The organism is Ruegeria sp. C9, assembly GCF_056537585.1.
Genome location: NZ_JBQFRU010000001.1, coordinates 441,735 through 465,449, shown reverse-complemented (window position 1 = coordinate 465,449; position 23,715 = coordinate 441,735). Strand labels below are relative to the sequence as shown.

Annotated in this window: 19 protein-coding genes; 18 read left to right on the top strand and 1 reads right to left on the bottom strand. The window is 55.9% G+C overall.

Annotated elements, in window-relative coordinates; all coding sequences use genetic code 11:
* Positions 1-42 precede the first annotated feature (42 nt).
* The 14 genes from ACR0NE_RS02150 (at position 43) to ACR0NE_RS02085 (ending at position 14,469) form a co-directional block, all read left to right on the top strand.
* Positions 43-1,269, top strand: a complete 1,227-nt coding sequence (locus tag ACR0NE_RS02150; protein ID WP_170394097.1) for an extracellular solute-binding protein — start codon at positions 43-45, stop codon at positions 1,267-1,269.
* 63 nt (positions 1,270-1,332) lie between these two features.
* On the top strand, positions 1,333-2,361 hold the full coding sequence (locus ACR0NE_RS02145; RefSeq protein WP_170394095.1) for a carbohydrate ABC transporter permease: 1,029 nt from the start codon (positions 1,333-1,335) through the stop codon (positions 2,359-2,361).
* A gap of 1 nt (position 2,362) precedes the next feature.
* Positions 2,363-3,244 carry a carbohydrate ABC transporter permease gene (locus ACR0NE_RS02140; RefSeq protein WP_170394093.1) on the top strand — a complete coding sequence of 294 codons (882 nt, stop codon included), beginning with the start codon at positions 2,363-2,365 and terminating at the stop codon, positions 3,242-3,244.
* A gap of 178 nt (positions 3,245-3,422) precedes the next feature.
* Complete coding sequence (locus ACR0NE_RS02135; protein WP_170596420.1) at positions 3,423-4,412, top strand: nuclear transport factor 2 family protein; 990 nt, start codon at positions 3,423-3,425, stop codon at positions 4,410-4,412.
* Positions 4,413-4,544: 132 nt separating this feature from the next.
* Positions 4,545-5,081: an ester cyclase gene (locus tag ACR0NE_RS02130; RefSeq protein ID WP_170407056.1), complete on the top strand. Its 537-nt coding sequence runs from the start codon at positions 4,545-4,547 to the stop codon at positions 5,079-5,081.
* 4 nt (positions 5,082-5,085) lie between these two features.
* The gene (hisD, locus tag ACR0NE_RS02125; protein ID WP_170596422.1) at positions 5,086-6,417 is read left to right on the top strand and encodes a histidinol dehydrogenase; all 1,332 of its coding nucleotides are present in this window, start codon (positions 5,086-5,088) and stop codon (positions 6,415-6,417) included.
* A complete protein-coding gene (locus ACR0NE_RS02120; protein ID WP_170596424.1) occupies positions 6,414-7,466 on the top strand; it encodes an ester cyclase in 1,053 nt (350 codons plus the stop codon). Before hisD ends, ACR0NE_RS02120 begins: the two co-directional genes overlap by 4 nt.
* A 1-nt stretch (position 7,467) precedes the next feature.
* Positions 7,468-8,235 carry an SDR family oxidoreductase gene (locus ACR0NE_RS02115; RefSeq protein ID WP_170596426.1) on the top strand — a complete coding sequence of 256 codons (768 nt, stop codon included), beginning with the start codon at positions 7,468-7,470 and terminating at the stop codon, positions 8,233-8,235.
* A complete protein-coding gene (locus tag ACR0NE_RS02110; RefSeq protein ID WP_170596428.1) occupies positions 8,235-9,254 on the top strand; it encodes a LacI family DNA-binding transcriptional regulator in 1,020 nt (339 codons plus the stop codon). Before ACR0NE_RS02115 ends, ACR0NE_RS02110 begins: the two co-directional genes overlap by 1 nt.
* Positions 9,251-10,240, top strand: a complete 990-nt coding sequence (locus tag ACR0NE_RS02105) for a nuclear transport factor 2 family protein (protein WP_170596430.1) — start codon at positions 9,251-9,253, stop codon at positions 10,238-10,240. The genes ACR0NE_RS02110 and ACR0NE_RS02105 overlap by 4 nt, the downstream gene beginning before the upstream one ends.
* Positions 10,241-10,392: 152 nt before the next feature.
* Positions 10,393-11,355, top strand: coding sequence for a cupin domain-containing protein (locus ACR0NE_RS02100; RefSeq protein WP_170596432.1), 963 nt, complete (start codon positions 10,393-10,395; stop codon positions 11,353-11,355).
* 102 nt (positions 11,356-11,457) lie between these two features.
* Positions 11,458-12,582: a cobalamin-independent methionine synthase II family protein gene (locus ACR0NE_RS02095; protein WP_170596434.1), complete on the top strand. Its 1,125-nt coding sequence runs from the start codon at positions 11,458-11,460 to the stop codon at positions 12,580-12,582.
* Positions 12,579-13,283: an alpha/beta fold hydrolase gene (locus tag ACR0NE_RS02090; protein ID WP_170596436.1), complete on the top strand. Its 705-nt coding sequence runs from the start codon at positions 12,579-12,581 to the stop codon at positions 13,281-13,283. Before ACR0NE_RS02095 ends, ACR0NE_RS02090 begins: the two co-directional genes overlap by 4 nt.
* A 463-nt stretch (positions 13,284-13,746) precedes the next feature.
* Positions 13,747-14,469, top strand: a complete 723-nt coding sequence (locus ACR0NE_RS02085; RefSeq protein WP_170596438.1) for a response regulator — start codon at positions 13,747-13,749, stop codon at positions 14,467-14,469.
* On the opposite strand, the gene ACR0NE_RS02080 is transcribed toward ACR0NE_RS02085, so the two are convergent.
* A complete protein-coding gene (locus tag ACR0NE_RS02080) occupies positions 14,448-15,824 on the bottom strand; it encodes an ATP-binding protein (protein WP_170596440.1) in 1,377 nt (458 codons plus the stop codon). The two genes, ACR0NE_RS02085 and ACR0NE_RS02080, sit on opposite strands and share 22 nt — an antisense overlap.
* A 300-nt stretch (positions 15,825-16,124) precedes the next feature.
* Here ACR0NE_RS02080 and ACR0NE_RS02075 point away from each other — a divergent pair, with 300 nt between their 5' ends.
* The 4 genes from ACR0NE_RS02075 (at position 16,125) to ACR0NE_RS02060 (ending at position 23,460) form a co-directional block, all read left to right on the top strand.
* Entirely contained in the window at positions 16,125-17,900 is a 1,776-nt protein-coding gene (locus ACR0NE_RS02075; protein ID WP_170596442.1) for a type I secretion system permease/ATPase, read from the top strand.
* Between the two features lie 39 nt (positions 17,901-17,939).
* Positions 17,940-19,271, top strand: a complete 1,332-nt coding sequence (locus ACR0NE_RS02070; RefSeq protein ID WP_170596444.1) for an HlyD family type I secretion periplasmic adaptor subunit — start codon at positions 17,940-17,942, stop codon at positions 19,269-19,271.
* Positions 19,272-19,594: 323 nt separating this feature from the next.
* Positions 19,595-20,257: a hypothetical protein gene (locus tag ACR0NE_RS02065; protein ID WP_170596446.1), complete on the top strand. Its 663-nt coding sequence runs from the start codon at positions 19,595-19,597 to the stop codon at positions 20,255-20,257.
* A 308-nt stretch (positions 20,258-20,565) separates the two neighbouring features.
* A complete protein-coding gene (locus ACR0NE_RS02060; protein WP_170596448.1) occupies positions 20,566-23,460 on the top strand; it encodes a hypothetical protein in 2,895 nt (964 codons plus the stop codon).
* Positions 23,461-23,715: the final 255 nt, after the last annotated feature.

Sequence of the window (23,715 nt, the reverse complement as noted above, 5' to 3'; positions counted from 1 at the left end):
AGGCTTCGAAGATGCACCCAATCACCTAGGGAGGAATCAAAAATGTTTCTAAAGAAAATCGCATTGGCCGGGTCACTGACCGCCTTTGCTGCGAGCGCGGGTTATGCCTGCGAGATCACGGATCGGGTCAACATCGTCGGCAACGAATTTGCCGCCATTCAGGCTGTGGCCGCTGCCGCAAAGGAATGCACGGGCGCATCTGTTGAATCCAACCTGACATCCGAACACCAAACCATCAACGTGGCCGGTCTGTCGGGCAATCCGTCGGAATACACCTCAGCCATCATCGCCAACAGCTCGATTGTGGCGTTGATGAATGAAGACGTTATCCGACCGCTCAATGACCTGGTCGAAAAACATGGTCAGAACCTGCAGCCGGGACAGTTAATCAAGATCGGCGATGACATCATGGCCATCGCCTTCATGGCCAACGCTCAGCACCTGATGTACCGCAAGGACGTTCTGGAACAGGCAGGCGTCGAAGTGCCGACCACGTATGAAGAACTGCTCGAAGCGGCCGAAGCCATTCGCGCGCAGGGCATAATGCAAAACCCGGTTGGCGGTGCTTATGCTGCGGGATGGAATCTGGCGCAGGAATTCAACAACATGTTCCTTGGCTATGGAGGTACTCATTTCAAGCCCGGCAGCGCAGAGCCCAACGTCAATACCGAGGCCGGTGTCAAAGCGCTGAACATGATGAAGGCTTTGTCCGAGTATATGAACCCCGACTTTCTGACCCATGATTCCAATGCCACCAACGCGGAATACCGCGCGGGCAATGTGGCGATCATGAATATGTGGGGGTCACGGGCGTCACAGCAGACCACAACCGAAGGTGTCTTGCAGGAAGTAATCGATGGCCATGCCATTGCAGCGCCGCTGACCGTGGGTGGCGGCACGACTCCGGCCTCGACCCTTTGGTGGGATGGATGGACCGTCGGCAAGAACATCTCAGATGAAGAGGCTGAGGCGACTTTTGTCGCGATGACGCATGGCGTCCGCCCCGAAATGTTGAACGATGAAACCACGCCGCTGGCAGTCTGGTTGATCGAAGGGTACGAACCTGCAGACGACGCGCAGGGTGTATTTGACGCTGCCAAAATGGGCACGACTCCTTATCCGATGCTGCCCTACATGGGTTTGATGCACAGTGCACTCGGCAATGAACTTGCCGATTTCATGCAGGGCAAGGAAAGCGCTGAACAGGCGCTGGCCGATGTCGAGGCCGCCTATCGCGCCGCGGCAATCGAACAGGGCTTCCTACAGTAAAACGCCCCTCGCGGGTGCCCAATTTGGGCACCCGCCCAATCAAGCCGACACGGGAATTGCGACATGCGCCATAAGACATTCCTTTGGTTTTTCCTGCCCACAGGACTTGCAATGCTGCTGTTCATTGCAATGCCCATCGTCTCGGTGGTGATCCAATCCATTTATGCCCCACACCCGGCGGTTCTGGTGGAAGTCGAAAACTGTACTCCGCTTGTCGGGTGCACAACCGAGACCACCATCGATCAGGAAGCCACCGCAGCGCTTCGTGCCGAACAACCATTGGGCAGATTTGTCGGGCTGGATATCTACTTTGATCGCGGCCACCTGGCGATACAGGAGGTTGGCGAAATCTGGGCGGCGAGTGACACGTGGGGTGACCTTTTCTCAGAGGTCGGAAACTTGCCCTTCTATCGGGCCATGGCCTTTACGCTGACCTTCACATTCATTGTGACACCCCTCACGATCATTCTGGGGCTGGTGATTGCGCTGGCGGTCAACTCACTGCACCGGCACCTCAAGGGTTTGATGATCTTCTTCTCGCTCTTGCCCATGATTGTGACACCGCTGATCGGCTCGCTCATTCTGTTTTGGATGATTGACAGTCGTGGCGTCATCGGCAACGCCCTTGTAAACTTGGCCGGAGATCCGGATTTCAGTCTAAAGGCTTCGACCGGGCTGATGTGGGTGGCGCTGATGGTTTATGGCGTCTGGAGTTCGGCCCCCTTTGCCTTCGTGGTATTCTATGCCGGTTTGCAAACTTTGCCCAAAGATCAGATCGAGGCGGCCCAGATCGATGGGGCAACCCGCTGGCAACAGGTCAAATTCGTGGTTGTTCCCCATCTCATGCCACTGGTTACGTTTGTTGCGCTGATCCAGTTGATGGATAATTTCAAGGTGTTCGAACCGATTATCGGCTTCAGCGCCGGTGCCCATGCGCAATCGCTCAGCACTTTCATCTTCAACGACCTCGGCGGTGAAACGCGACAGCTGTCCTCTGCGGCCGCTACGTCTGTGATCACGATTATCGGGGTCGCCATTCTGTTGTCGCCCGTGCTTGTCCGCACCTGGCGTGACTTCAAAGGAGCAAGATAACATGGCCAGCCGTGCGCAAAGAATGCCCAAAAGCCTTCGGATTGCTTCGTCGCTTTTTGTGATCCTTTGGTTCATCCTGGCCGCTTTCCCGTTCCTCTGGACGGTTTGGGGGTCGTTCAAGGTAGAGCTGGATTTCTTCTCGATCGCCGATTGGACCAACGCCTTAACCGGCGCGCGGACCGAGGCAGTTTATGGCTCACCCTTTACCACCACCGGTTACGAAGGGGCTTGGATTCAGGAAGAATTTTGGCGGAATGTTCTGAACACGGGGATCGTTTGCGTCTTTGTGGTCGCCATCTCGCTGACCATCGGAACGCTGGGGGGCTATGCGCTTTCGCGGTCGAGCTATAACTACACATTCTGGCTTTTGATCACGGCGCTGATCTTCCGCGCGATGCCGCCGATCACGTTGGTTTCGGGTTATCTGTTGCCCTTCTTTGAATGGAATATCTGGGGGATACTGCCGACGACAATTATCGTACTTGTCGCGATCAACCAGCCGTTCACCCTGTGGATGCTACACGCCTTCTTCAAGAACATCCCCAGCGAGCTTGACGAAAGCGCAAAGGTCGACGGCTGCAACCAGTTTCAGGCCTTCCGCCGCGTGATCATTCCGGTGATGTGGCCGGGTGTGATCACCACGGGGCTGTTCTCGTTTCTTCTGGCCTATAACGACTTTGCCGTTGGGGCGATGCTGTTGTCAGAAAGCAACCGCACAATGGTTCCAGCCATCGCCGCGTTCCTTGGTACAACGCAAACCGAGGGCAACGTAATGTTCGCCGTTGCGGCCGTGGTTTCTGCGACGGTTCCGCTGTTCATCTTGGTGATGTTCTTCCAGCGTCAGATTGTGGGCGGTTTGACCGCCGGGGCTGTGAAAGGCTGACGCTGATGGGACGCACGCATCCTCAGTCCGTATTTGCCCATGCGCACGCAGCCAGCCTGAATATGGCTGCGTGCCGGGCAAGGCGACCAGGGCGAATTCCTTTTGCTTTGATGCGCGCAGGGCCTTGCGGGGCGTTTCTCCGCAGACGCCTTGAACAGATCCTATAGAGACAAAGTTAATGGAACGCCTCGACCGTAAACCCTTTCTGAATTTCACCGCCGCGCAACGCCATCCAGGCAATTTCCGGCCAGCCTATGAGGGGTTCTTCGCCCCCGGTGCACATGTCAACGTGGTGCATCCTTTCAACGAGGTCGCGGGTGGCCTCGGGCTGCACGATCACGTCATCGCACCGCTTGCAGCCTCCTTCGATGGGCTTTTTCGGCGCGACGATATCGTCATGGCCGGTATATTTGATGGACAGGGCTGGATCAGCGCCACCGGCTATTTCGTCGGTCGGTTCTCGCGCGACTGGCTTGGTATCCGCGCCACAGGTGAGCTTGCCTATCTGCGCTTCGGCGAGTTCCACCGTATGCAGGATGGCAAGGCGGTGGAGAGCTATATCTTCTTCGATATCCCAGAACTGATGCTGGCTGCAGGGCAATGGCCGATCACCGATAGCCCGGGCAAGACCCGTGGCTTCACCGGGATGATTCAGGGTCCAGCAAGCCATGATGGCATCTTGACCACGCCGCAAGACCCAGTCGAGGGGGCCAAGAGCTATCGTATGGTCACAGAAATGCTGGCCAAGCTTGCCACCAAGAACGAGGCCTGGCGCCCGTTCTGGCATGACAACATGGTCTGGTACGGCCCCGGCGCCTTCGGTTCTTTCGTCGGGCTCGAGAGTTTTGCAAGCTTCCAGGTGCCTTTCGAGGCCACCTTCGAAGGTTGGTCCGGAGGTAGTGCGGGAAATGGCATGACTGCGCATTTCACCCGCTTCGGCGAAGGCAATTACGTATGCTCGGGTGGCTGGCCTTCCTTGACTGGTGTCCAGGTGAAACCCTTCCTCGACCAGCCCGCAAGCGAAAAACGCGTCTTCATGCGGGTCTGCGACTGGTGGCGTCGAGAGGACGATCTGTTGGTCGAAAACTGGGTTTTCGTCGACATCCCGCATGTGTTGTTGCAGCTGGGATATGACCTTTTTGCCGACATCGCCGAGCAAGCCGCATGAGCAGCTCTGCAAGACATAACGCCGTTGGCCGCCACCCGGCGCTCAACCGGATGCCGAGGGATTTTCTGTCAGCTGATTGAGCTACCCGATGAAGACAGAATTTCTATTGGCACCAATACAAGGATGAGAAAGATGAAGGGTTCCCGCCCGGAACAGGCCGTGCTGACACGTGATACGGACCTCGACAAAACAGAAGACACCCGCCGTGTGATTGAAACCATGGTGGATGGTCTGAACGATCACCGCATAGATGACATCGGCGAATTCTTCTCGGAAGGCTTCCGCTGGATGGGCAATCAGGGCTGCGGCACAAAAACTGGCCTGAAACAGTTTCAGGACAATTGGCAACGCCCGTTTCAGGCGGCTTTTTCGGACAAGACCTGCATCGACGAAGCGCGCCTTTACATGGGCGAATGGGCGGCTGCGTTTGGCCGACAGGAAGCAACCCATTCGGGTGAGTTCCTGGGGATCGCCCCCACCGGAAAGCGGGTCGAGATCCGATATATGGATTTCTGGAAAGTGGTCGACGGCAAGATCGTCGACAATTGGGTGAATGTGGATTTCGCCCATGTAGCGGCACAGCTGGGTGTCGATCTGTTTAACGGTGAAGGCTGGGAAGCATTTGACCGGGGTGAGAAGTCTCCGCCCCGGCCTGAAACTAAGGATTAGGACAATGACAATCGAGTATCTGAAACGTGGTAAGTCCGATGCTGACCGGGCCGAGGATGACGCCAAAACACGCGCTGTCGTCGAAGCGACGCTGAAAGACATCGAAACACGTGGCGATGCTGCGGTACGCGAGCTAAGCGAGAAGTTCGATAACTATTCGCCAGTATCGTTTCGGTTGTCTCAAGACCAGATCGACGACCTGATCAATCAGCTGACGGATCGAGAGCTGGCGGACATCAAATTCGCGCAGGAACAAGTGCGCAACTTTGCACAAGCTCAGCGCGACTCGATGCTGGATATCGAAGTTGAGACTTTGCCGGGCGTCATTCTTGGCCACAAGAACATCCCGGTTCAATCGGTGGGCTGTTATGTGCCCGGCGGCAAGTTCCCGATGGTGGCCTCGGCGCATATGTCGGTGGCGACGGCCTCGGTGGCGGGCGTGCCGCGCATCATCGCCTGCACCCCTCCGTTTCAGGGCAAACCCAATGCAGCGGTGATCGCCGCCATGCATTTGGGTGGGGCGCACGAGATTTATGTCATGGGCGGCATTCAGGCTATCGGCGCCATGGCGTTGGGAACCGAGACGATTGATCCAGTCCACATGCTTGTCGGTCCGGGTAACGCCTTTGTCGCAGAAGCTAAACGTCAGCTATTTGGACGTGTCGGTATCGACCTGTTCGCCGGCCCGACCGAGACCATGGTGATTGCTGATGAGACCGCCGCAGACGCAGAGCTATGCGCGACCGATCTTCTGGGTCAGGCCGAACATGGCTATAACAGTCCCTGCGTATTGCTGACCAATTCTCGCAAACTGGCCGAGGACACGATGGCCGAAGTGGACCGGCTGCTGGACATTCTACCGACAGCGGGCACCGCAAAAGTATCGTGGGAGGAATATGGCGAAGTGATCGTCTGCGACACGTATGGTGAGATGCTGCAGGTTGCTGATGACATTGCATCTGAACATGTGCAGGTCATGACCGATCGCGACGACTGGTTCCTTGAGAACATGACTTGTTATGGCGCATTGTTCCTTGGCCCGCGTACCAATGTCTCGAACGGTGATAAGGTAATTGGCACCAATCACACGCTACCTACCAAAAAAGCTGGCCGCTATACTGGTGGTCTATGGGTAGGTAAATATCTGAAAACACATAGCTATCAAAAGGTTCTGACTGATGAGGCAGCAACCTTGATCGGCGAATATGGCTCGCGCCTATGCATGCTCGAAGGTTTTGTGGGGCACGCCGAGCAATGTAACGTCCGCGTAAGGCGTTACGGCGGCATCAATGTCCCCTACGGCGCGCCTGCACCTTACAGGGACGCCGCAGAATGAGTGATAGGCATACTGAGCACAAGACCCTTATCGCACAGGTCAGGGCTGCGATGTATGACTTTATCGAAGCCGGTGTCCGGCAGGCGTTGGATAAGATTTGTTCTCCCGACGCTGTGTTCCATCTGAGCTATCCGTTTGGCGACACCAATGGGAGTAATGCTTACTACGATTGTTGCTATCGCGATCTTCTGACCGCATGGCCCGATCTTGAGCGTCGCGATTATATCGTCATGGCTGGCCCTGATGAATTCGGGGCTGATTGGGTTGGATGCGGCGGGTACTATACCGGCACTTTCGCGGGGCCATGGCTGGAGATTCCGCCGACAGGCCATCAGGTCACCATGCGGTTTCACGAGTTTTACCGGATCGAAAATGGCAAAATCGCCGAGGTGCAGGCGCTTTGGGATATCCCCGAAGTGATGATGCAAGCGCAGGCCTGGCCCATGGCACCCGGTTTGGGGCGGGAATGGCATGTTCCGGGACCCGCGACGCAGGACGGGCTGGTGCCCGGCCCGTATGACAAGGCCAAGGGCAAAGAGACCTGCCAGCACATTGTCGACATGCTGGATCATCTGACCAAACATCCCGTAGAAGGTGGTCCGGAGGTGATGGAGATGGAGCGGTTCTGGCATCCTCGGATGAACTGGTACGGCCCCTCGGGGATCGGCACAGGGCGGGGTATTGCGGGGTTCCGTAATTGGCATCAGATTCCATTCCTCAACGCAATGCCGGATCGCGGGCAGGATGTAGATGACATCACCTGTCATTTCTTTGGCGACGGTGACTATGCGGCTGTTACGGGTTGGCCCAACATGATCCAGACTATCACCAATGATGGCTGGATGGGGATCGCACCGTCGGGCAAGAAGATCACGCTGCGCAGCCTCGATTTCTGGCGGCTTGAAAATGGCAAGATTCGCGAGAACTGGGTTCTGGTTGATCTGCTGGATACCTATCGCCAGCTGGGTGTTGACGTCTTTGCCCGTTTGCGAGAGTTCAACAAGGCGCGCGTTCCGGGCCGCATTCCATTTCCGGTTGGCGAGGTCTGATATGTCCCAATTTCCCAGCACCCCAAGTTTCAATCTTAACGGCAAACGCGCATTGGTCGCGGGCGCGTCGTCCGGTATCGGCATGGCCTGTGCCGTAGCACTGGCAGAGCATGGTGCCGAAGTGACACTGGCGGCGCGGCGCAAGGATGCGTTGCAGGATCTGGCAACAGAGATGACCGCTCGGGGATGGTTGGCGAATATACTTGAACTGGATGTTTCTGACGTTGCAGGCACTGCTGATGCTGTGGCGCAAAACGGGCCGTTTGATATCCTGCTGAACTCAGCCGGTCTGGCCCGACACAGCAGGGCCGTGGACACACGGCCCGAGGATTTTGATGCGGTAATGGATGTCAATGTCCGAGGGGCCTATTTTCTGACCCAAGCGGTGGCGAAAGGATTGTTAGAAGCTGGGCGCCCCGGATCGCTGATGAACATCTCCAGCCAGATGGGCCATGTAGGCGGGCGGGAAAGGGCCGTCTATTGCGCGTCAAAATTCGCAGTCGAAGGCTTTTCCAAGGCGATGGCGCTGGAGTTCGGTCCTGCAAAAATTCGGGTCAACACGATCTGCCCAACTTTTATTCTGACCGATTTGACCAAGTCGACTTTTGATGACCCGGACAAGCGCGCATGGATATTGGACAAGATCAAGTTGGGCCGCCCGGGCGAGATCGAAGACATCATGGGGGCAGTGGTTTATCTTGCCTCGGATGCATCGGCTTTGGTGACGGGCACCGCGTTGATGATAGACGGAGGTTGGACAGCAGACTGATGGCGGCGCAAAAAGTTACATCCATGGAGGTCGCCCGCCTCGCCGGGGTCAGCCAGTCTGCCGTTAGCCGTGTGTTCACTCCGGGGGCGTCAGCCTCGAAGAAGACGATTGAAAAGGTGCGTCAGGCCGCCAAGCAACTGGGCTATCGGCCGAACGTCCTTGCGCGTGCCGTAGTGTCCGGCAAAAGCCGGATCATTGGGCTTGTTGTGGCGTATCTGAATAATCAGTTTTATCCTGAAGCACTGGAAAGGTTGACGAATTCGCTGCAGGAGCGCGGCTACCATGTGATGATATTCATGGCGTCGAACCAGGCCGAAAACGTAGATAGCGTGGTCGAGGAATTGCTCGACTTTCAAGTCGACGGCATAATCGCGGCATCGGTGGCCCTGTCGTCGACCTTGTATGAACGTTGTCGGACCGTTGGCGTACCGATGGTGTTGTTCAATCGGGCACAGGATGACCTCACTATGTCATCGGTTACATCCGACAATGTCGCCGGTGGCCGAAAGGCAGCCGAGTTTCTGCTGGCTGGCGGTCATGAGAAGATCGGATATATCGCCGGGTGGGAGGGCGCTTCGACCCAGCGCGATCGCGAAGCGGGGTTCGTAGCGGCCCTGCAAGAGGCGGGTGTCAAACTGCACGCCCGTGGAGCCGGGAACTTCATCGCTGAACAGGCGCGTGAGGCAACGCTACGCATGTTCGCGTCCGATCCACCGGACGCTGTGTTCGTGGCCAATGATCACATGGCGATCTCTGTGATGGACACGCTGCGGTTCGAGTTGGGCCTGCAAATTCCGGCCGACGTCTCGGTTCTGGGATATGACGATGTCGCCGTTGCCTCTTGGCCAGCCTACAATCTGACAACTATTCGTCAGCCTGCCAATCGGATGGTTGCCGAAACCGTCGATATTCTACTTAGCAAGATCGAAAATCCCGCTGCTGCGCCCCGCCGCACCGAGATTGACGGACCTTTGATCGTTCGCGGCTCCGCCCGCATACCTGAAGGATGGAAGACATGAAGGGATTTGATCCCAAATTCAAAGATTTCCCGGACTATATCATCGGCATCACCAAAGAGATTTGGGAAGACCGTGGCATTGCGACTCTGCATCAATATTACAGCCCAGACATCGTCGTCCGCTCGCCCGGTTCGGTTGTGTTGGGTAACCAGAATGTCATTGGTGCAACAATGGCCACGTTGGCCGAGTTCCCCGACCGTCAGCTGCTGGGCGAGGATGTGATCTGGTCGGGCACCCCGGAAGAAGGCATGCTGAGCTCGCATCGTATCCTGTCGACCGCCACGCATCGGGGCAATGGTGTCTATGGCAAAGCCACCGGAACACGCTTGCGATACCGAATTCTGGCCGACTGCCACGCCATCGACAACATGATCGATGACGAATGGCTTATCCGAGATCAGGGTGCGATTGTCCGGCAAATGGGCTGGGATCCCAAGGAATATGTCGCCGATCTGATAACGCGTGAAGGTGGGGCCGAGGCCAGTGTGAAGCCTCTGTCACCCAAGAACGACATCGAAGGCCCCTACAAGGGGTACGGCAATGACAATGAATGGGGACACCGCCACGCGGATCTGCTGACACAGATAATGAATGCAGATATGGGCGCGATAGAACGAGAGTATGACCGAGGCGTGCAGACCGAATATCCCGGCGGTGTCACGGGCCATGGCTGGGATTCGGCTGATCGGTTCTGGATGTCTTTGCGTGCAGCCATGCCAAGCGCAACCTTCACCATCCATCATCAGATCGGGCGCGATGATCCGAATATGCCACCCCGCTCGGCCCTGCGCTGGAGCTTGCATGGCAAGCATGACGGTTGGGGCGTGTTCGGCAAACCCACAGGCGCTGAGTTGTATGTGTTGGGGATCAGCCATGCCGAATGGGGCGAGTTGGTTGGAGGCAACATCAGGCTGCGACGCGAATGGACCTTGTTCGATGAAACCGCAGTCTGGAAACAGCTTCTGTTGGAAACCGGGGATCTCTGATGCCTCAAACGCGCGTCGCATTGGATGCCAGTGAAGGAACTCGGCGGTACCACGGCCACCGGGCGTCCTTGCGGGCGCGGCGGCTGAATAATCGCCCTCCGGGTGCATGAGGATCGAGACCTCTTGTACCAATTCAATGAACGGAGACCATTATGAGCACGATCCAACAACGCATTGTCCGCTACGGCGAACTGCAGCCTTGTAAAACCGCATTTATTGACGCGCACACGCCCGGTTCGGACCAGAAGGAAAACTTTACCATCGTAGGCGGTGGCGTATCCGAAAGCCCCGATCAGCATGTCCACATCACCGACAAAATCGGCTTCAATATTGGCGCGGCGGGGCAACCTCCGAAATGCCGGAATTCGCTGCACAGCCACACCACGGCCGAGGTGTTCTTTGTCGCCAAAGGACGTTGGCGGTTCTTCTGGGGTCGCTATGGCACTGCGGGTGAGTTTATTGCCGAGGAAGGTGACATATTTAACATTCCAACTGGCATCTTTCGCGGTTTCGAAAATGTCGGGCAGGATTATGGGATGATCATGTCGATCCTGGGCGGCGATGATGCGGGTGGCGGTGTCACCTGGGCACCACAGGTGATCGAAGACGCGCAGGCGCATGGGCTGATGCTGGGCGACAATGGCGTGCTGTATGACAGCAAGAAGGGTCAGGAACTGCCCCACAACGTGCGCCCCATGCCGCTGCTGACCGAAAAAGAGCTTAAGAGCTATCCGGAAGTTCCGGTCGAAAATGTTATCGGCAAATATGTGGCACGCTATTGGGATCTGATGGCGCTTTCCGCTAACAAGCCAGCCAAAGTGATTGGCGAAGATGCCCTGATCAAGGATAAGCCGGGGTTTGAGGTAGATTTCCTCGGACGCGGCTCTTGTTTGAACGAACCCGTCGCGGCGCATATGCCCGTCGTCCTCATGCCTGCGAGTGGTCATTGGCGGATTACAGTCGATGGCTATGAAACAACTTTGTCCGCAGGCGATACAGCGCTGGTTCTGTCAGGTGAAAGCTACGGTATCGTGCCCTCAATGACCGGAGAGGCCGGTCTGTATCGTATCATGGCAACTGACGATCCCGCCGGTGCTACCTGGACCGGAGCATAAAGGCAAAGTTGCGCGCTCCGATCTTTTTCGGGGCGCGCAGTATGTGACCCGTGCTTCACTTTGGATTCGGCACAGGGAAGTAATTGAATTGGAGATGACAAGATGACCCGAATTTCAACCACCCATGTGGGAAGTCTGCCGCGTAGTCAGGAAGTCGTCGATTTCATCTTCGCGCGTGAGCGGGAGGAACCGTTCGATCAGACAGATTTTGATGCCTGCATGACGAACGCGGTGTCCGAGACCGTAGGCAAACAGGCTGCAGCGGGGATCGATATTGTATCGGATGGCGAGACTTCGAAAATCTCTTACGCGACCTACGTCAAGGACCGCTACACCGGGTTTGCAGGCGACAGCCCGCGCAACGCTCCGGCTGATCTGAAGATGTTTCCGGGCTTTCTTCAACGTTTGGCGAATGATGGCGGAACTCCGCAATACGCGCGGCCCATGTGCGTAGGCGATGTGCGCTCGAAAGGGCAGGGAGAGTTGCAGAAGGATATCGACAACCTCAAAAGAGCCATGGTTGAGCACGGGATTGAGCGCGGATTTATGAATGCTGCCAGCCCGGGTGTGATCTCTCTTTTTCTGCAGAACGACTATTACCCGACGCGCGAGGCGTATCTGGCCGCGCTGGCCGATGCGATGAAATCCGAATATGAAACCATCGTCGCGGCGGGCCTGGATCTTCAATTGGATTGTCCCGATCTTGCCCTGTCGCGCCATATGCTGTTCACCGACCTTTCTGACGAGGAATTTGTCAGTATTGCCGAAATGCATGTCGAAGCGCTGAACCATGCATTGCAGGATGTGCCCGCCGACAAGGTTCGGATTCACATCTGCTGGGGCAATTACGAAGGTCCGCATTGCTGCGATATCGGAATGGACAAGGTGTTCTCGACTTTGATGTCAACCAAGTCGCGCTATGTGCTGTTTGAAACCTCGAACCCGCGCCATGCACATGAATGGACGGTGTTCCGCGACCGCAAGTCCGAGATACCGGATGACAAGGTACTTGTGCCGGGTGTGGTCGATACCACCACAAACTTTGTCGAACACCCCGAACTGGTCGTGCAACGCCTTGAGCGGTTCGTGAACATCGTGGGAGCGGAGCGGGTGATTGGCGGATCGGATTGCGGTTTTGGCACTTTTGCGGGGTTTGGCGCTGTCGATCCTGATATCGCCTATGCCAAACTGGGCGCGCTGGCCGAAGGGGCTGCTCTGGTCAAATGACACCACTTGTCTTTTTGCCGGGCATGATGTGCGATGCTCGGCTATTCTCGCCGCAAATTGGTGCATTGTCTGGCAGATATCCGATATTTGTCGCCCCCATTGGTGCGCATGATACGATGCAGGCTTTGGCCGCCGAGGTTATAAGTCGTGCGCCCGACCGGTTCGCATTGGCCGGTCTTTCCATGGGAGGCATTGTTGCGATGGAAATACTGCGGCAAGCACCGGGGCGTGTAGCGGGGATGGCGTTGATGGACACCAACCCGCTGGCAGAGGTGGATCAGGTCAAGGCGAGGCGTGAGCCCCAGATTGAGGCGGTTAAAAACGGTCGGCTACGCGATGTGATGGCCGAGGAAATGAAGCCCAACTATCTGACCGATGGCCCTGATCGACAGGCAATTCTGGACCTATGCATGGATATGGCTATGGCCTTGGGGCCGGAGATTTTTGTTAATCAATCCAAGGCCCTACGAGATCGCCCGGATCAAAGTCACACATTGCGCGCTTTCAAGGGATCTGCGCTGGTCCTTTGCGGCCGTCATGATGCGTTATGCCCAGTCGAACGCCACGAATTGATGCATGACCTGTTGCCGCAAAGCCGGTTGGAAGTCATCGAACACGCGGGCCATTTGCCAACTCTGGAACAACCGCAGCAAACCACGGCGGCGCTGCTGCGCTGGCTGGAGAAAATCGAAGCAATCTAAGCCGGATTTCCGCAAGGCCGTAGATAGCCCTGGTGGAAACTGACTACGATATTACTCTGTCGGACTTGGAGCCCCTATCGTAGCATGGACGCAGCAGTAACGATTTAGAGTTTCTGAAGCACCCAAATCTGGTTCAGAGCCTGCTGTCGCGATCAAAACTGCACTTAAGTCGGGGCACACGCGATACACTAAATTCAAGGCCTGCTACCAAGTCTCTGACGAAGATTGCTTCGTTGCACTCAGCCACCTGCGGAAAGTGGTGGAAGAGGGAGGAATTTGCTGTTTGGCGTGACAAACTTTTCAATCGCCCGGAATGCCTCGGTGGATGATTGTCTGGTTTAGCCATGAGTGGCGATTGCGGTCGCTGCGTACCGGACAGTTTGATCGTTCTCTGCAACATTGACAGCTTCGAATAGCAAATGTTGTTATCGTAACGACAGGCATCGTCCCGAGGAGAAGAGCTATGCAAGACGTCGCGGATCAATCCGCTGGCTATGATGAGCACATTCTGATTTGTGACGATGACATCGAGTTTGCTCAGGGTGTTTGTACATTTCTGACTGACAAAGGGTACAAAATCGAACACGCGCAAGATGTACCCGCTGCGCGGTTGATGATGGCTGATGAAACCTACAGCTTGTTTCTGCTGGACCTCGTGATGCCAGGAACTAGTGGTAAGGTGTTATGTCACGAGATCGCTTCGCGCATAGATGCCGGGATCATCATGATCAGTTCGATTGATGACGACGCCGAGCGGATTTCCCTGCTGGAACTGGGCGCGGATGATTACATCATTAAACCATTCAACGAGTTGGAACTCCTCGCGCGCGTGCGTGCTGTGCTGCGCAGGCGTGCTGGTGGAACGCAGGGAAAATCCCGGGTTACCCGGTTCGGAGAATGGGAGCTTGTTGAAAACGAGCGGCATCTCAAAAGCGAGGATGGTCGGCTCATCACCCTCACCTCAAGTGAAGTGCGCGTCATGCGGTTTTTTGCTGAAAATCCGGACGTGTTGTGCACCCGGGAAGACCTACTTGCCGTCGCTCGAACGCGGCAGCATGGCGGAGCAGGGGACAGGAGCGTTGATGCTCTGATCAAACGGTTGCGGTCGAAGATCGAGAACGATCCATCAAATCCGGAATATATTCGAACGGTCTGGGGGCAGGGTTACATCTTTCGTCCAGGCTGAACTCCGGAATCAAGCGGCAAAAGCACATTAGCCCTAAGGCCCCCGCTAGGGCGGTTTTCAAGCGTAACAGTGCCCCCCTGATCGACAACAATCGCCCGGACAATAGCAAGGCCGAGGCCTGTGCCGGGTTCGGTGGCTCCAAGTCTCTGGAAAGGCTCAAACGCTGTTTCAAGTTGTTCGGCTGGGATACCTGGTCCTTCATCGTCTATGTGAATTGCGGCCAAATCGTTCGACGCGGTCAAAGAGACATTTGTTCGACCCCCGTATTTGACCGCATTCTCCAACAAGTTTCTAAGAACCCGGGTAAGCGCGTTATGTCTTCCTTTGACCACCGCAGATTGTTCGATTGTGCAGGTCACATCGCGACCCGCCTCAACCTGTTCATCTACAAGCGCCTCAACCAGTGAGCGCAAATCCAGGCGTGCAAGCTCTCCATCGTGATGCGTTTCACGATTGAGGTCGGTGACGGAGTTCACAATATCGCTGATGGTTTCCAACCGCTTGAGCAGTTGCTCTTTGGGTGCTGTTGGTTCCAATTTCTGGATCGCATCGTGCATCCGGGCAATCGGTCCCTTCAGGTCATGCCCGAGGCTACGAAGCAAGGTTGTCTTGTACTCAAGCGCCAGAACAATCCGGGCTTCCATGCGATTGAACGCAATAATTGTGTGGCGGATATCAATGGCACCCGCCTCGACGAGTGGGCCGACCTCTTCGCCCCGGCCGATCAACTCGGCATTGACGGCCATCGCGCTCAGCGGTCGCATCACTTTCTGAATAAGAAACGCAAGTGCGCAAAGCAGGGTAAGCGCGACCAGACTGTCGATTGAACCAACGATGACCAAAGGTACAATGTTCTTGTTTTTCATGAGCAAATAGCAGTTTAGCCATTCGTCATCATCCTTGAGCCGGACCGAAAAAACGCTCACCAGAAACGCGTCAACGCTTTCTGCATCGATAGGTTCGCCCGAGTGGCTCTTGAACAGTTGCAACAGTGCGCTTTGGTCGTGTTTGGCGTCAACGACCGTGTCTGCCACGGACAGTTCCGCGACGGCGATCCCGCGGTGTTCCAGCCGCGCCGTCAGCCAGTTAGCCAGATTCGGGCGGTCGCGGCCATTGGCCAAAGTGGTTGCTACATCCTGCGTGCCGACCCTGACACTCCATTCTGCAGGAAAGAAACCAAGCGCTGCTTCGGAGCGGCTGTCAGGAGGCACGCGGGCTAGGGTTGAAACCACCTGCGCAAGAAAGGCATCGCCCCTGTTTCGGATCTCTTCAGCGCGAGAGTTTCGGATCTGGACCACGTCGGTGACTACCGAGAACACGCCGACAATCGTCCAGCTGATAAGCACGATGCTCATAACTTGTGTTCGAAGTGTCAGATCATTCCAGCGCATTGCGCGTAGGCTCCCTGTCCCATCCCCCTCACTTGGGACGCTAATTCAAATACCGCCGCATTCCCAAGCGGAAATTGCAACCACCATGCCGCTGATGACGCAAAGGGGTTTCGCCCGCCGGTACCGCACTCCCAGGCACCCGGCTTCGTCAGCTCGGTAAACAACCGGCCAAATTCGTCAATTGAATCAAAGTGTGACAAGCCCTTGGGGCATCGGCGGCTGGTCTCCAAGTATCAACCACAGAGTTTTTATTGGGAGCCAGCTATGTCAAAGCATTCATCCGTTCATCCACAACTTGCCAGCGCCCGGCGCGCGCTGAGGGGCAATCTGATTGCCACCGGCGTTTTCAGCGGTGTTGTGAACCTATTGATGCTGACAGGGCCGATTTTCATGCTTCAGATCTATGATCGCGTGATGTCTAGCCAAAGCGTGAATACGCTAGTCGCGCTCAGCACACTTGTCGCCGGTCTGTACTTGTTCATGGCCTTGATTGACGGCGCGCGGACCCGTGTGCTGGTTGCCATGGGGCATCGCTTTGAACAAAGGCTCACCCGCACAGCGTTTGATTGCACTTTGTCCGAGCCGTCACGCAACCGTCCGGGTGGCAACCCTGCGGCGGCAATTCAAGATGTCGAAAAAATTCGCGGTTTCCTGTCGGGTCAGGGTGCCGGAGCTTTGTTCGATCTGCCGTGGATCCCGGTCTATCTGGGATTGGTTTTTGCCATGCACATGTGGCTGGGTATGGTCGGTGTAATTGGCGCGCTGGCATTGGTTGCCATTGCCATCGTTACGGATATCAAAGTCCGCGCTGCCGCGTGCGTTCAGTCTGAGCATTCGGCCAAGCGCAACCGCCTGGCAGAAGCCAGCCGCCGGAATGCCGAAATGGTTCGCGCGATGGGGATGCAGTCCAATCTGGGCAAGACCTGGCAAGATGTGAACGATCTCCACCTTGGTGCGAGTGCTAAGGCGGCCACTACTGTCGGAGTGTCTGGTAGCTTTACCAAGGTGTTCCGCCTGGCACTTCAGTCCGCCGTTCTTGCGGTCGCCGCTTATCTTGCCATCCATGGACATATATCGGCTGGCTCAATCGTTGCGGCATCGGTCATCATGTCCCGTGGCTTGCAGCCTATCGAGACTCTGGTCGGTAGTTGGCGCAATCTGGTTGCTGCCCGGCAAGCATGGGCTCAGCTGAAGCAAACTCTTTCTGGTGACGAAGCTGACCGTCGTATTTCCATGCCCAAGGCACAGAAGTCGCTGACCGTTGACGGCCTGATCGCTGCCCCTCCGATGGCCACTGCCGCTGTTCTCAAAGGTGTTGGTTTCGATATGAAAGCAGGCGAGGCACTGGCTGTGATTGGGACGACCGGCAGCGGAAAATCAACCTTGGCGCGCGCACTTGTTGGTGCATGGTCGGCGGCCAAAGGCAGCATCAGTCTCGACGGTGTGCCGATTGACCAGTACCTGCCTGAGGAGCTTGGCCCCCAGATCGGTTTTCTGCCGCAGGATGTTGAGCTCTTTGACGGAACGATCGCCCAGAACATCGCGCGTTTTGATCCCGAAGCGACGGACGAGTTGGTGATTGCCGCCGCCAAGGCAGCGGGTGTTCACGAACTGATCGCTAGTTTCAAAGACGGCTATGCCACCTCGGTTGGCGAGCGTGGCGCGGCCTTGTCCGGTGGTCAGCGACAGCGTGTTGCCCTTGCACGAGCGCTTTATGGTGATCCATTTCTGGTAGTTCTGGACGAGCCCAACTCGAATCTGGATGCCGTGGGTGAGGCCGCACTGAACCATGCCATTCTCGCCGCCAAGGCACGCGGGGCGATTGTGATCGTCATCGCGCACCGGGCGAGCGTGCTGGGTTCAGTCGACAAGATTCTGATTATGGAAGACGGTCGCGCCGGAGATTTTGGTCCTCGTACAGAAGTGATGGAGCGGTTGCGTCAACGCAATCAGGCCGCCGCCGGAGCTGCACAGCCTGCCGCTGAACAGAAGACCGTCGAACAACCCCAACAAACAGAAATCGTTGCCGCCACGGGCTGACCCAGTCCCGCGCTGTAAACAGAATGAATGGAGGAAGTCATGAATACCAACAAGAATTCCAGCACGAACAACAAAGGGTTTAGGGATTGTTCTGCCCAATCCATCGGCTTTGGTCTGGTCGCAATTGCTGTGCTCGCCATCGGATTCGGTGGTTGGGCGATGAAAGCCCCGATGTCCGGGGCGGTCGTGACGGCTGGTAGTGTGGTGGTCTCGTCCGACCTCAGAGCTGTGCAACATCCCGACGGAGGTATTGTCGGCGCCATTCACGTCAAAAACGGAGATAGGGTTCAGGCTGGCGATGTTGTTCTGACACTTGATGATCAGCTGTTGTCAGGCAGTCAAGCTTTGGTCGATGACAGGCTCGTGGCGCTTGAAGCGCAGTTAGTTCGTCTGACGGCCGAGCGCGATGGTCTGGACGATCTTGTACTGTCCGAGGAGCTTGCTTACCGGAAAGACGAAGACAAAGTTGACCGCGCACTCGCAACGCAGCGCGCGGTGATGGAAGCACGTCGTCTGTCGCAGGATGGTGAGGTCGCGGCCTTGGAAGAGAAAATCGAACAGGCAGAGCAGGAAATTGTGGGCCTGGAGGCGCAGCGCGAAGCTTCCGAAGAAGAGATCAAACTGATCGACAGCGAATTGGAGGGTCTGACGCAGCTCTTTGAAAAGGGTTTAGTGCCTGGCACCCGGGTGACGACTTTGCAGCGTCAAAGAAGCAGTCTTGTCGGTAATAGTGGCGGCCTGACCTCTCAGATTGCAGTCGCCCGTGGTCGTATCAGTGAGACGCGTATCCATATCCTGCAACTGGAAAAAACCTTCCGCGAGCAGGTGATGAACGAGATCTCCTCGCTGGAGGTCGAACTGGATGGCTTGAAAGAACGTCGGAGCGCGGCCGCGTTGCAGCTGGCGCGGGTTGACCTTCGGGCTCCGGCGGATGGCATCGTGCATGAATTGGGGGTGCATACAGTCGGCGGCGTAGTGTCTCCGGGCGAAACGCTGATGCAGATCGTGCCCGAGGATGACGGGTTGGTGGTGACCGCTAGTGTCATGCCACAGGACATCAACAATGTCGCCTTGGGCCAGGCTGCGAGCGTGATGATCGGGGCGTTCGATCAACATGTTGCCCCTCGGTTGGATGGGCACGTTGAGTTTGTCTCGGCTGATTTGAAAACAGATCAGATAACTGGCTTACCCTACTACGAGGCGCGGGTTGCACTAAGCGAGGAGGCTGTCGGACTTTTGTCTGACCGCCAGTTGAGCCTGCTGCCGGGTATGCCGGCTGACGTCTTCATCGAAACCGGCGAACGTACCCTGTTCCAGTACCTTCTTGATCCTCTCAGTAAACAAATCCGGACCACGTTCCGGGAGGTCTGATCGACCGCATAATGTGAGCTGCCCAATAGGAAGAAACAGCTAAAACCAGCGCCAGAAATGGCGCTGGTTTTTTCGATCCTGAAGGCGAGGAGGGGCGTTGGTGGTACCTGAGCGGGTGCTGGTCCACATCTTGGAAGCGCGTCCTGTCTGAAAAGAGATGATGCCCGGCTTGAGAGCCTATTTTTGTCATACTTTGTAACAATTTAGCCCCCTTTTTCGCGTTGTAATGAAGGGGCCGGATAACCATCTTTTTGTTATACCCGAGGAGGAAGTTTCTAAGATTTTTTGGGTGCTAAACAAAGTGTGTAACAAGGAGAAATACAATGAAACATGTAACCGCTACGAGCTTCGAGAAAGCCAACGACGATGTCATCGCCGTGCCCCCGATTCAGCCTTTTCCAAAGTGCGGAACCGAGGTGCCAAATGATGGTGAAGACCTGGTGGCTGTAAATCCGTTGCCGATTGATCCGCTGGTTGCCGATCCCATCGAAGATCTGGTTGCCGTGAACCCGCTGCCTTTTGGTGCGGTTCCTGCCGGTGAAGGTGACGACGTCACCGCAGTTTCCCCGATCATGCTTGACCCCCGGTGTGGTACCGAGGTTGCGCAGGATGGTGAAGACCTGATCGCAGTAGCCCCGCTGCCTTATGGTGCGGTTCCTGCTGGTGAAGGTGACGATGTGACCGCAGTTTCGCCGATCATGCCTGATCCCCGTTGCGGCACCGAAGTGCCTCAGGACGGTGAAGATCTGGTTGCAGTGAACCCGCTGCCCTTTGATCCGATCGTTCTGGATCAGGGTGATGACGTCATCGCTGTACCCCCGATCCTGCCGCTGCCCAAATGCGGCACCGAAGTACCGGAGGATGAGTATGACCTGACGGAAATGGCGCCTCCGCCGCTGTGCGAAATCGTACCGACTGCAGGCGGCGAAGACATCTGCGGAACCCCCGTTCCGACCGACAGCTTCTTTGTCGATATGGTTGCCTAAGTGGGGCGAAAACTCAGCGATCATCTATCGCTGCACAACCAAAATCCGGGCGTCTTAGTTCCTGTTGAAACGGACGCCCAGGCAAACAGAGGGAAAACCAAACTCACCGGCTGGGGCCTGAAACAGGCGCCAGCCGGATTGCTGGTTTTCTCAGGCCGTGGATTCCATTTTTGTCATACTTTGTAACAACTTAACTGGCTTTCGCCTGTTGAGATCAACAGCCTGAAAAACCACATCTTTCCTATGATCTGTGATGCGTATGGGCCCGAACCTCGGGTGTCGACCATCCAGGAAACAGGAGGAAAGACATGAAACATGTTAGCAAATCAAAATTCCAGCCCAACTCGGCGAGCACGCTCAACATATCGGTTGGTCTTGGTGAAACGGATGACGATCCTATCGTGATCCCGCCGGTTAGTCTGCTGTCGGAAGAAATCAGCGAATTGCAGGACTACGTCTGGGAAGATTCAGCCTCGGACGACGAGACTGTGGCCAGCAACAAACCTGATATTCCCGTCTGGATCGGTGGTAAATCACCTGGCGATGGCCACAGCGGTTGGTGGGATAAATATGGGACCCATCTGCATGACACCAGCGGCACCTATGTCGGCCGCGATGTCAAAGCCCGTGGTGAATACAAAATGGCAGACGGTGAGGTGAGCTTTGAAAACCTGATGCACCGTCTCTCAAGTGGGCAAAGCAAGGGGACATATCTTTACACCCGTATCGAAGGGAATGACGGGGATAACGTCATCCACGGTTGGAACCCCGAAAACTGGGATAACTATGATGGCGGCACCTCGATCAAGAATTACTATTCCAACTATCATCATCGGGACAATATCTCGGGCGGTGACGGAGATGACATCATCATCGCTTATCGTGGGAACGACCAGTTGTTCGGTGATGGCGGTAATGATGTCATCTATGGTGGCGGTGGCCACGACTACATCGATGGAGGTGAAGGTGATGATCAGCTGTTCGGCGAATCCGGCAACGACAAGATCATTGGCGGCGGAGGCAAGAACATCCTTGTTGGCGGCGAAGGCGATGACATCCTGATTGCCGGGAATGAAGGCGACAAACTGTACGGTGGTACTGGTAACGACCTTCTTGTCGGCGGTGACGGTGATGATGTCCTGTTTACCGGGCATATCGACGAAACCTCTGCCGACACGCTTTACGGTGGAAAAGGGGCCGACACGTTCGTTATTGGCTCTGTGCCTGAACCAACAACTCATGATCCCAACCATAACCAATCGAATGGTCTGGGCGAAGAGTGGCTGGAAGAGGCAGGTAATCTGGCACTCGCCAAGATGCTGCCGGGCGCGAAGCTGTTCATCAACCTTGCCAGAGGCCTGATCGACGGGATCAAGAACATGTTCAAGACCGAGGAGCAGGTTGTCGAAACCGTCAACCCGCCGAAGGTGTCTCTGGTCGAGATCCTCGACTTCAACCCGCTTGAAGACAAGATCATTGTACCAGTCAACGTGGAGGGGCCAGTAACGCTGGACCTGCAAGCATCGATCGTTGATGGCGCGGCATTCGATCTGGTCGCGCTTGATCCGGCCGACAACAAGTTCAAGGTGATTACAACCTTCTATTGGGATGAGGCGTCGAACATCTTTCCGGGCGCAACAAGTATCTCGCAGCAGAACACAGATGCCTTCATTCAACGGTTGAAAGAAACTGCTCTGATCACGGGGCCGGATGGTGCGCATTATGGCTTGGGCCAAAAGATCGACCTTGGCCTGAGCAGTGAAGACCTTGCAGGTCTTGGAACCAGCAAGTTCGTCACATTCGGGGCGTTCGGCGGTGTTTCGATGGTCGGCTTTCATGACGAGGATCGTCAGTTGGGAACAAACCACAACGACGTTCTGCAAGCCTATACGTCCGAGCGCGATACCCACGGCGGAAACGAGGCCGAAATCCGCAATGACGGCAATGATGTTCTCTACGGCTTTGGCGGTGACGATATCATGGCTGGCGGTGGCGGCTTTAATAAGCTGTATGGTGGAGAAGGCAATGACACGGCCTGGTATGGTGACAGTCTGAGCGGCATCTATGTCGACATGAACAACAAGGCGGAAGATGCCAGCGGTGAGTATTACTGGGCCTGGCATGGCAACAGCGCCAATCCGTTCGATCTCAATGACGAGATTCGCGACAAGGAAGGCTATGATCTGCTCTGGAGCGTCGAGAACATCTATGGCAGCGACCATGATGATGTGATCATCGGCGACGACGGCGATAACGTCTTCACCTCGGGTGATGGCAAAGACGTGCTGACCGGTAACGGAGGAGCTGACACCTTCATTCTGAACGGCGGCGGGAACACGATCACCGATTTCGATGCCAATGAAGGCGACCGTATCGAGATTGACCTCGACGCCTACGGGATGACCGGCTGGTTCGATCTGGATCACCGCATTGAAAACGGCCAGATCGTGCTGTTCAACAAGCTGACAGACGAGATCATCGTGCGCTATGACGATGACGGGAACGGATTTGACCCGTCATACATCGACCTGCGCAGCTTGGTTGGCAACGATGAAGAAGGCTATCAGGTTGTCTACGAACCGCCCTTTGGTGCAAACACGCTGGAGTGGTTCGAGAAGTATGGCAACCGGATTGATGCCGAGGTCGGCGAAGAGCTCGTTACCGTAGATGGCACCGATAGTTGGGACTACATGATCGGCGACACCGGCAGTGGTGGATTGACCCTGAATGGTGGTGCTGGTGATGACTACATTGTTGGCGGTGCGCTCAATCAGTTCGCTACTCTGAACGGCGGCGACGGCAATGACACCATCTTGATCCGCAAAGGCGCGATGATCACCAATGCAAATGGTGGAGACGGCGACGACGTCATCATCCTTGATGCAGACCAGTCTTCAGAAGCCGGGTTTGCCAATATGTTCGGTGGCGAAGGCAGCGATACTTTTGTCATCACCGGCCCGGGCAGCCAGTATGGTGGTCAGGTGATCCGGGATTTTGAGGCTGACGACTCGATTGTTATCGATCTGGAAGGGTTCGGGATCTCGTCTCTGGATCAACTTCAGATCGAATTGCGTTCCAGCACTCACTGGGTCACGGCAAATGGCCAAAAGGTGATCAGCGTACAGGGTGTTGATGAGCATTTCGATGTCATGCAGCACATCAGCGAGCTGACGGCTCAGCAATCACAGGATTGGGGTCTCTGATCATCGCCTGATAACAAAAAAAACGCCTCAGCCGGTCTGGATCGGCTGAGGCTTTCTTAACAGTTCGATCTGGCAATGATGCAAAGTTAATTATTGCGACATTCCAAATTTGGCGAAGACTCGCGCAACTGCACCTATCTTTTGCTCAAACCCCGCTATAACCCACTGACGTACAGCGTTTTTTAGCGCATCAAAAGGTTGGCCTAGGCCCGCATCCGCTCAGATTAATTCGTTAATGAACTCTTAACGTGTCCT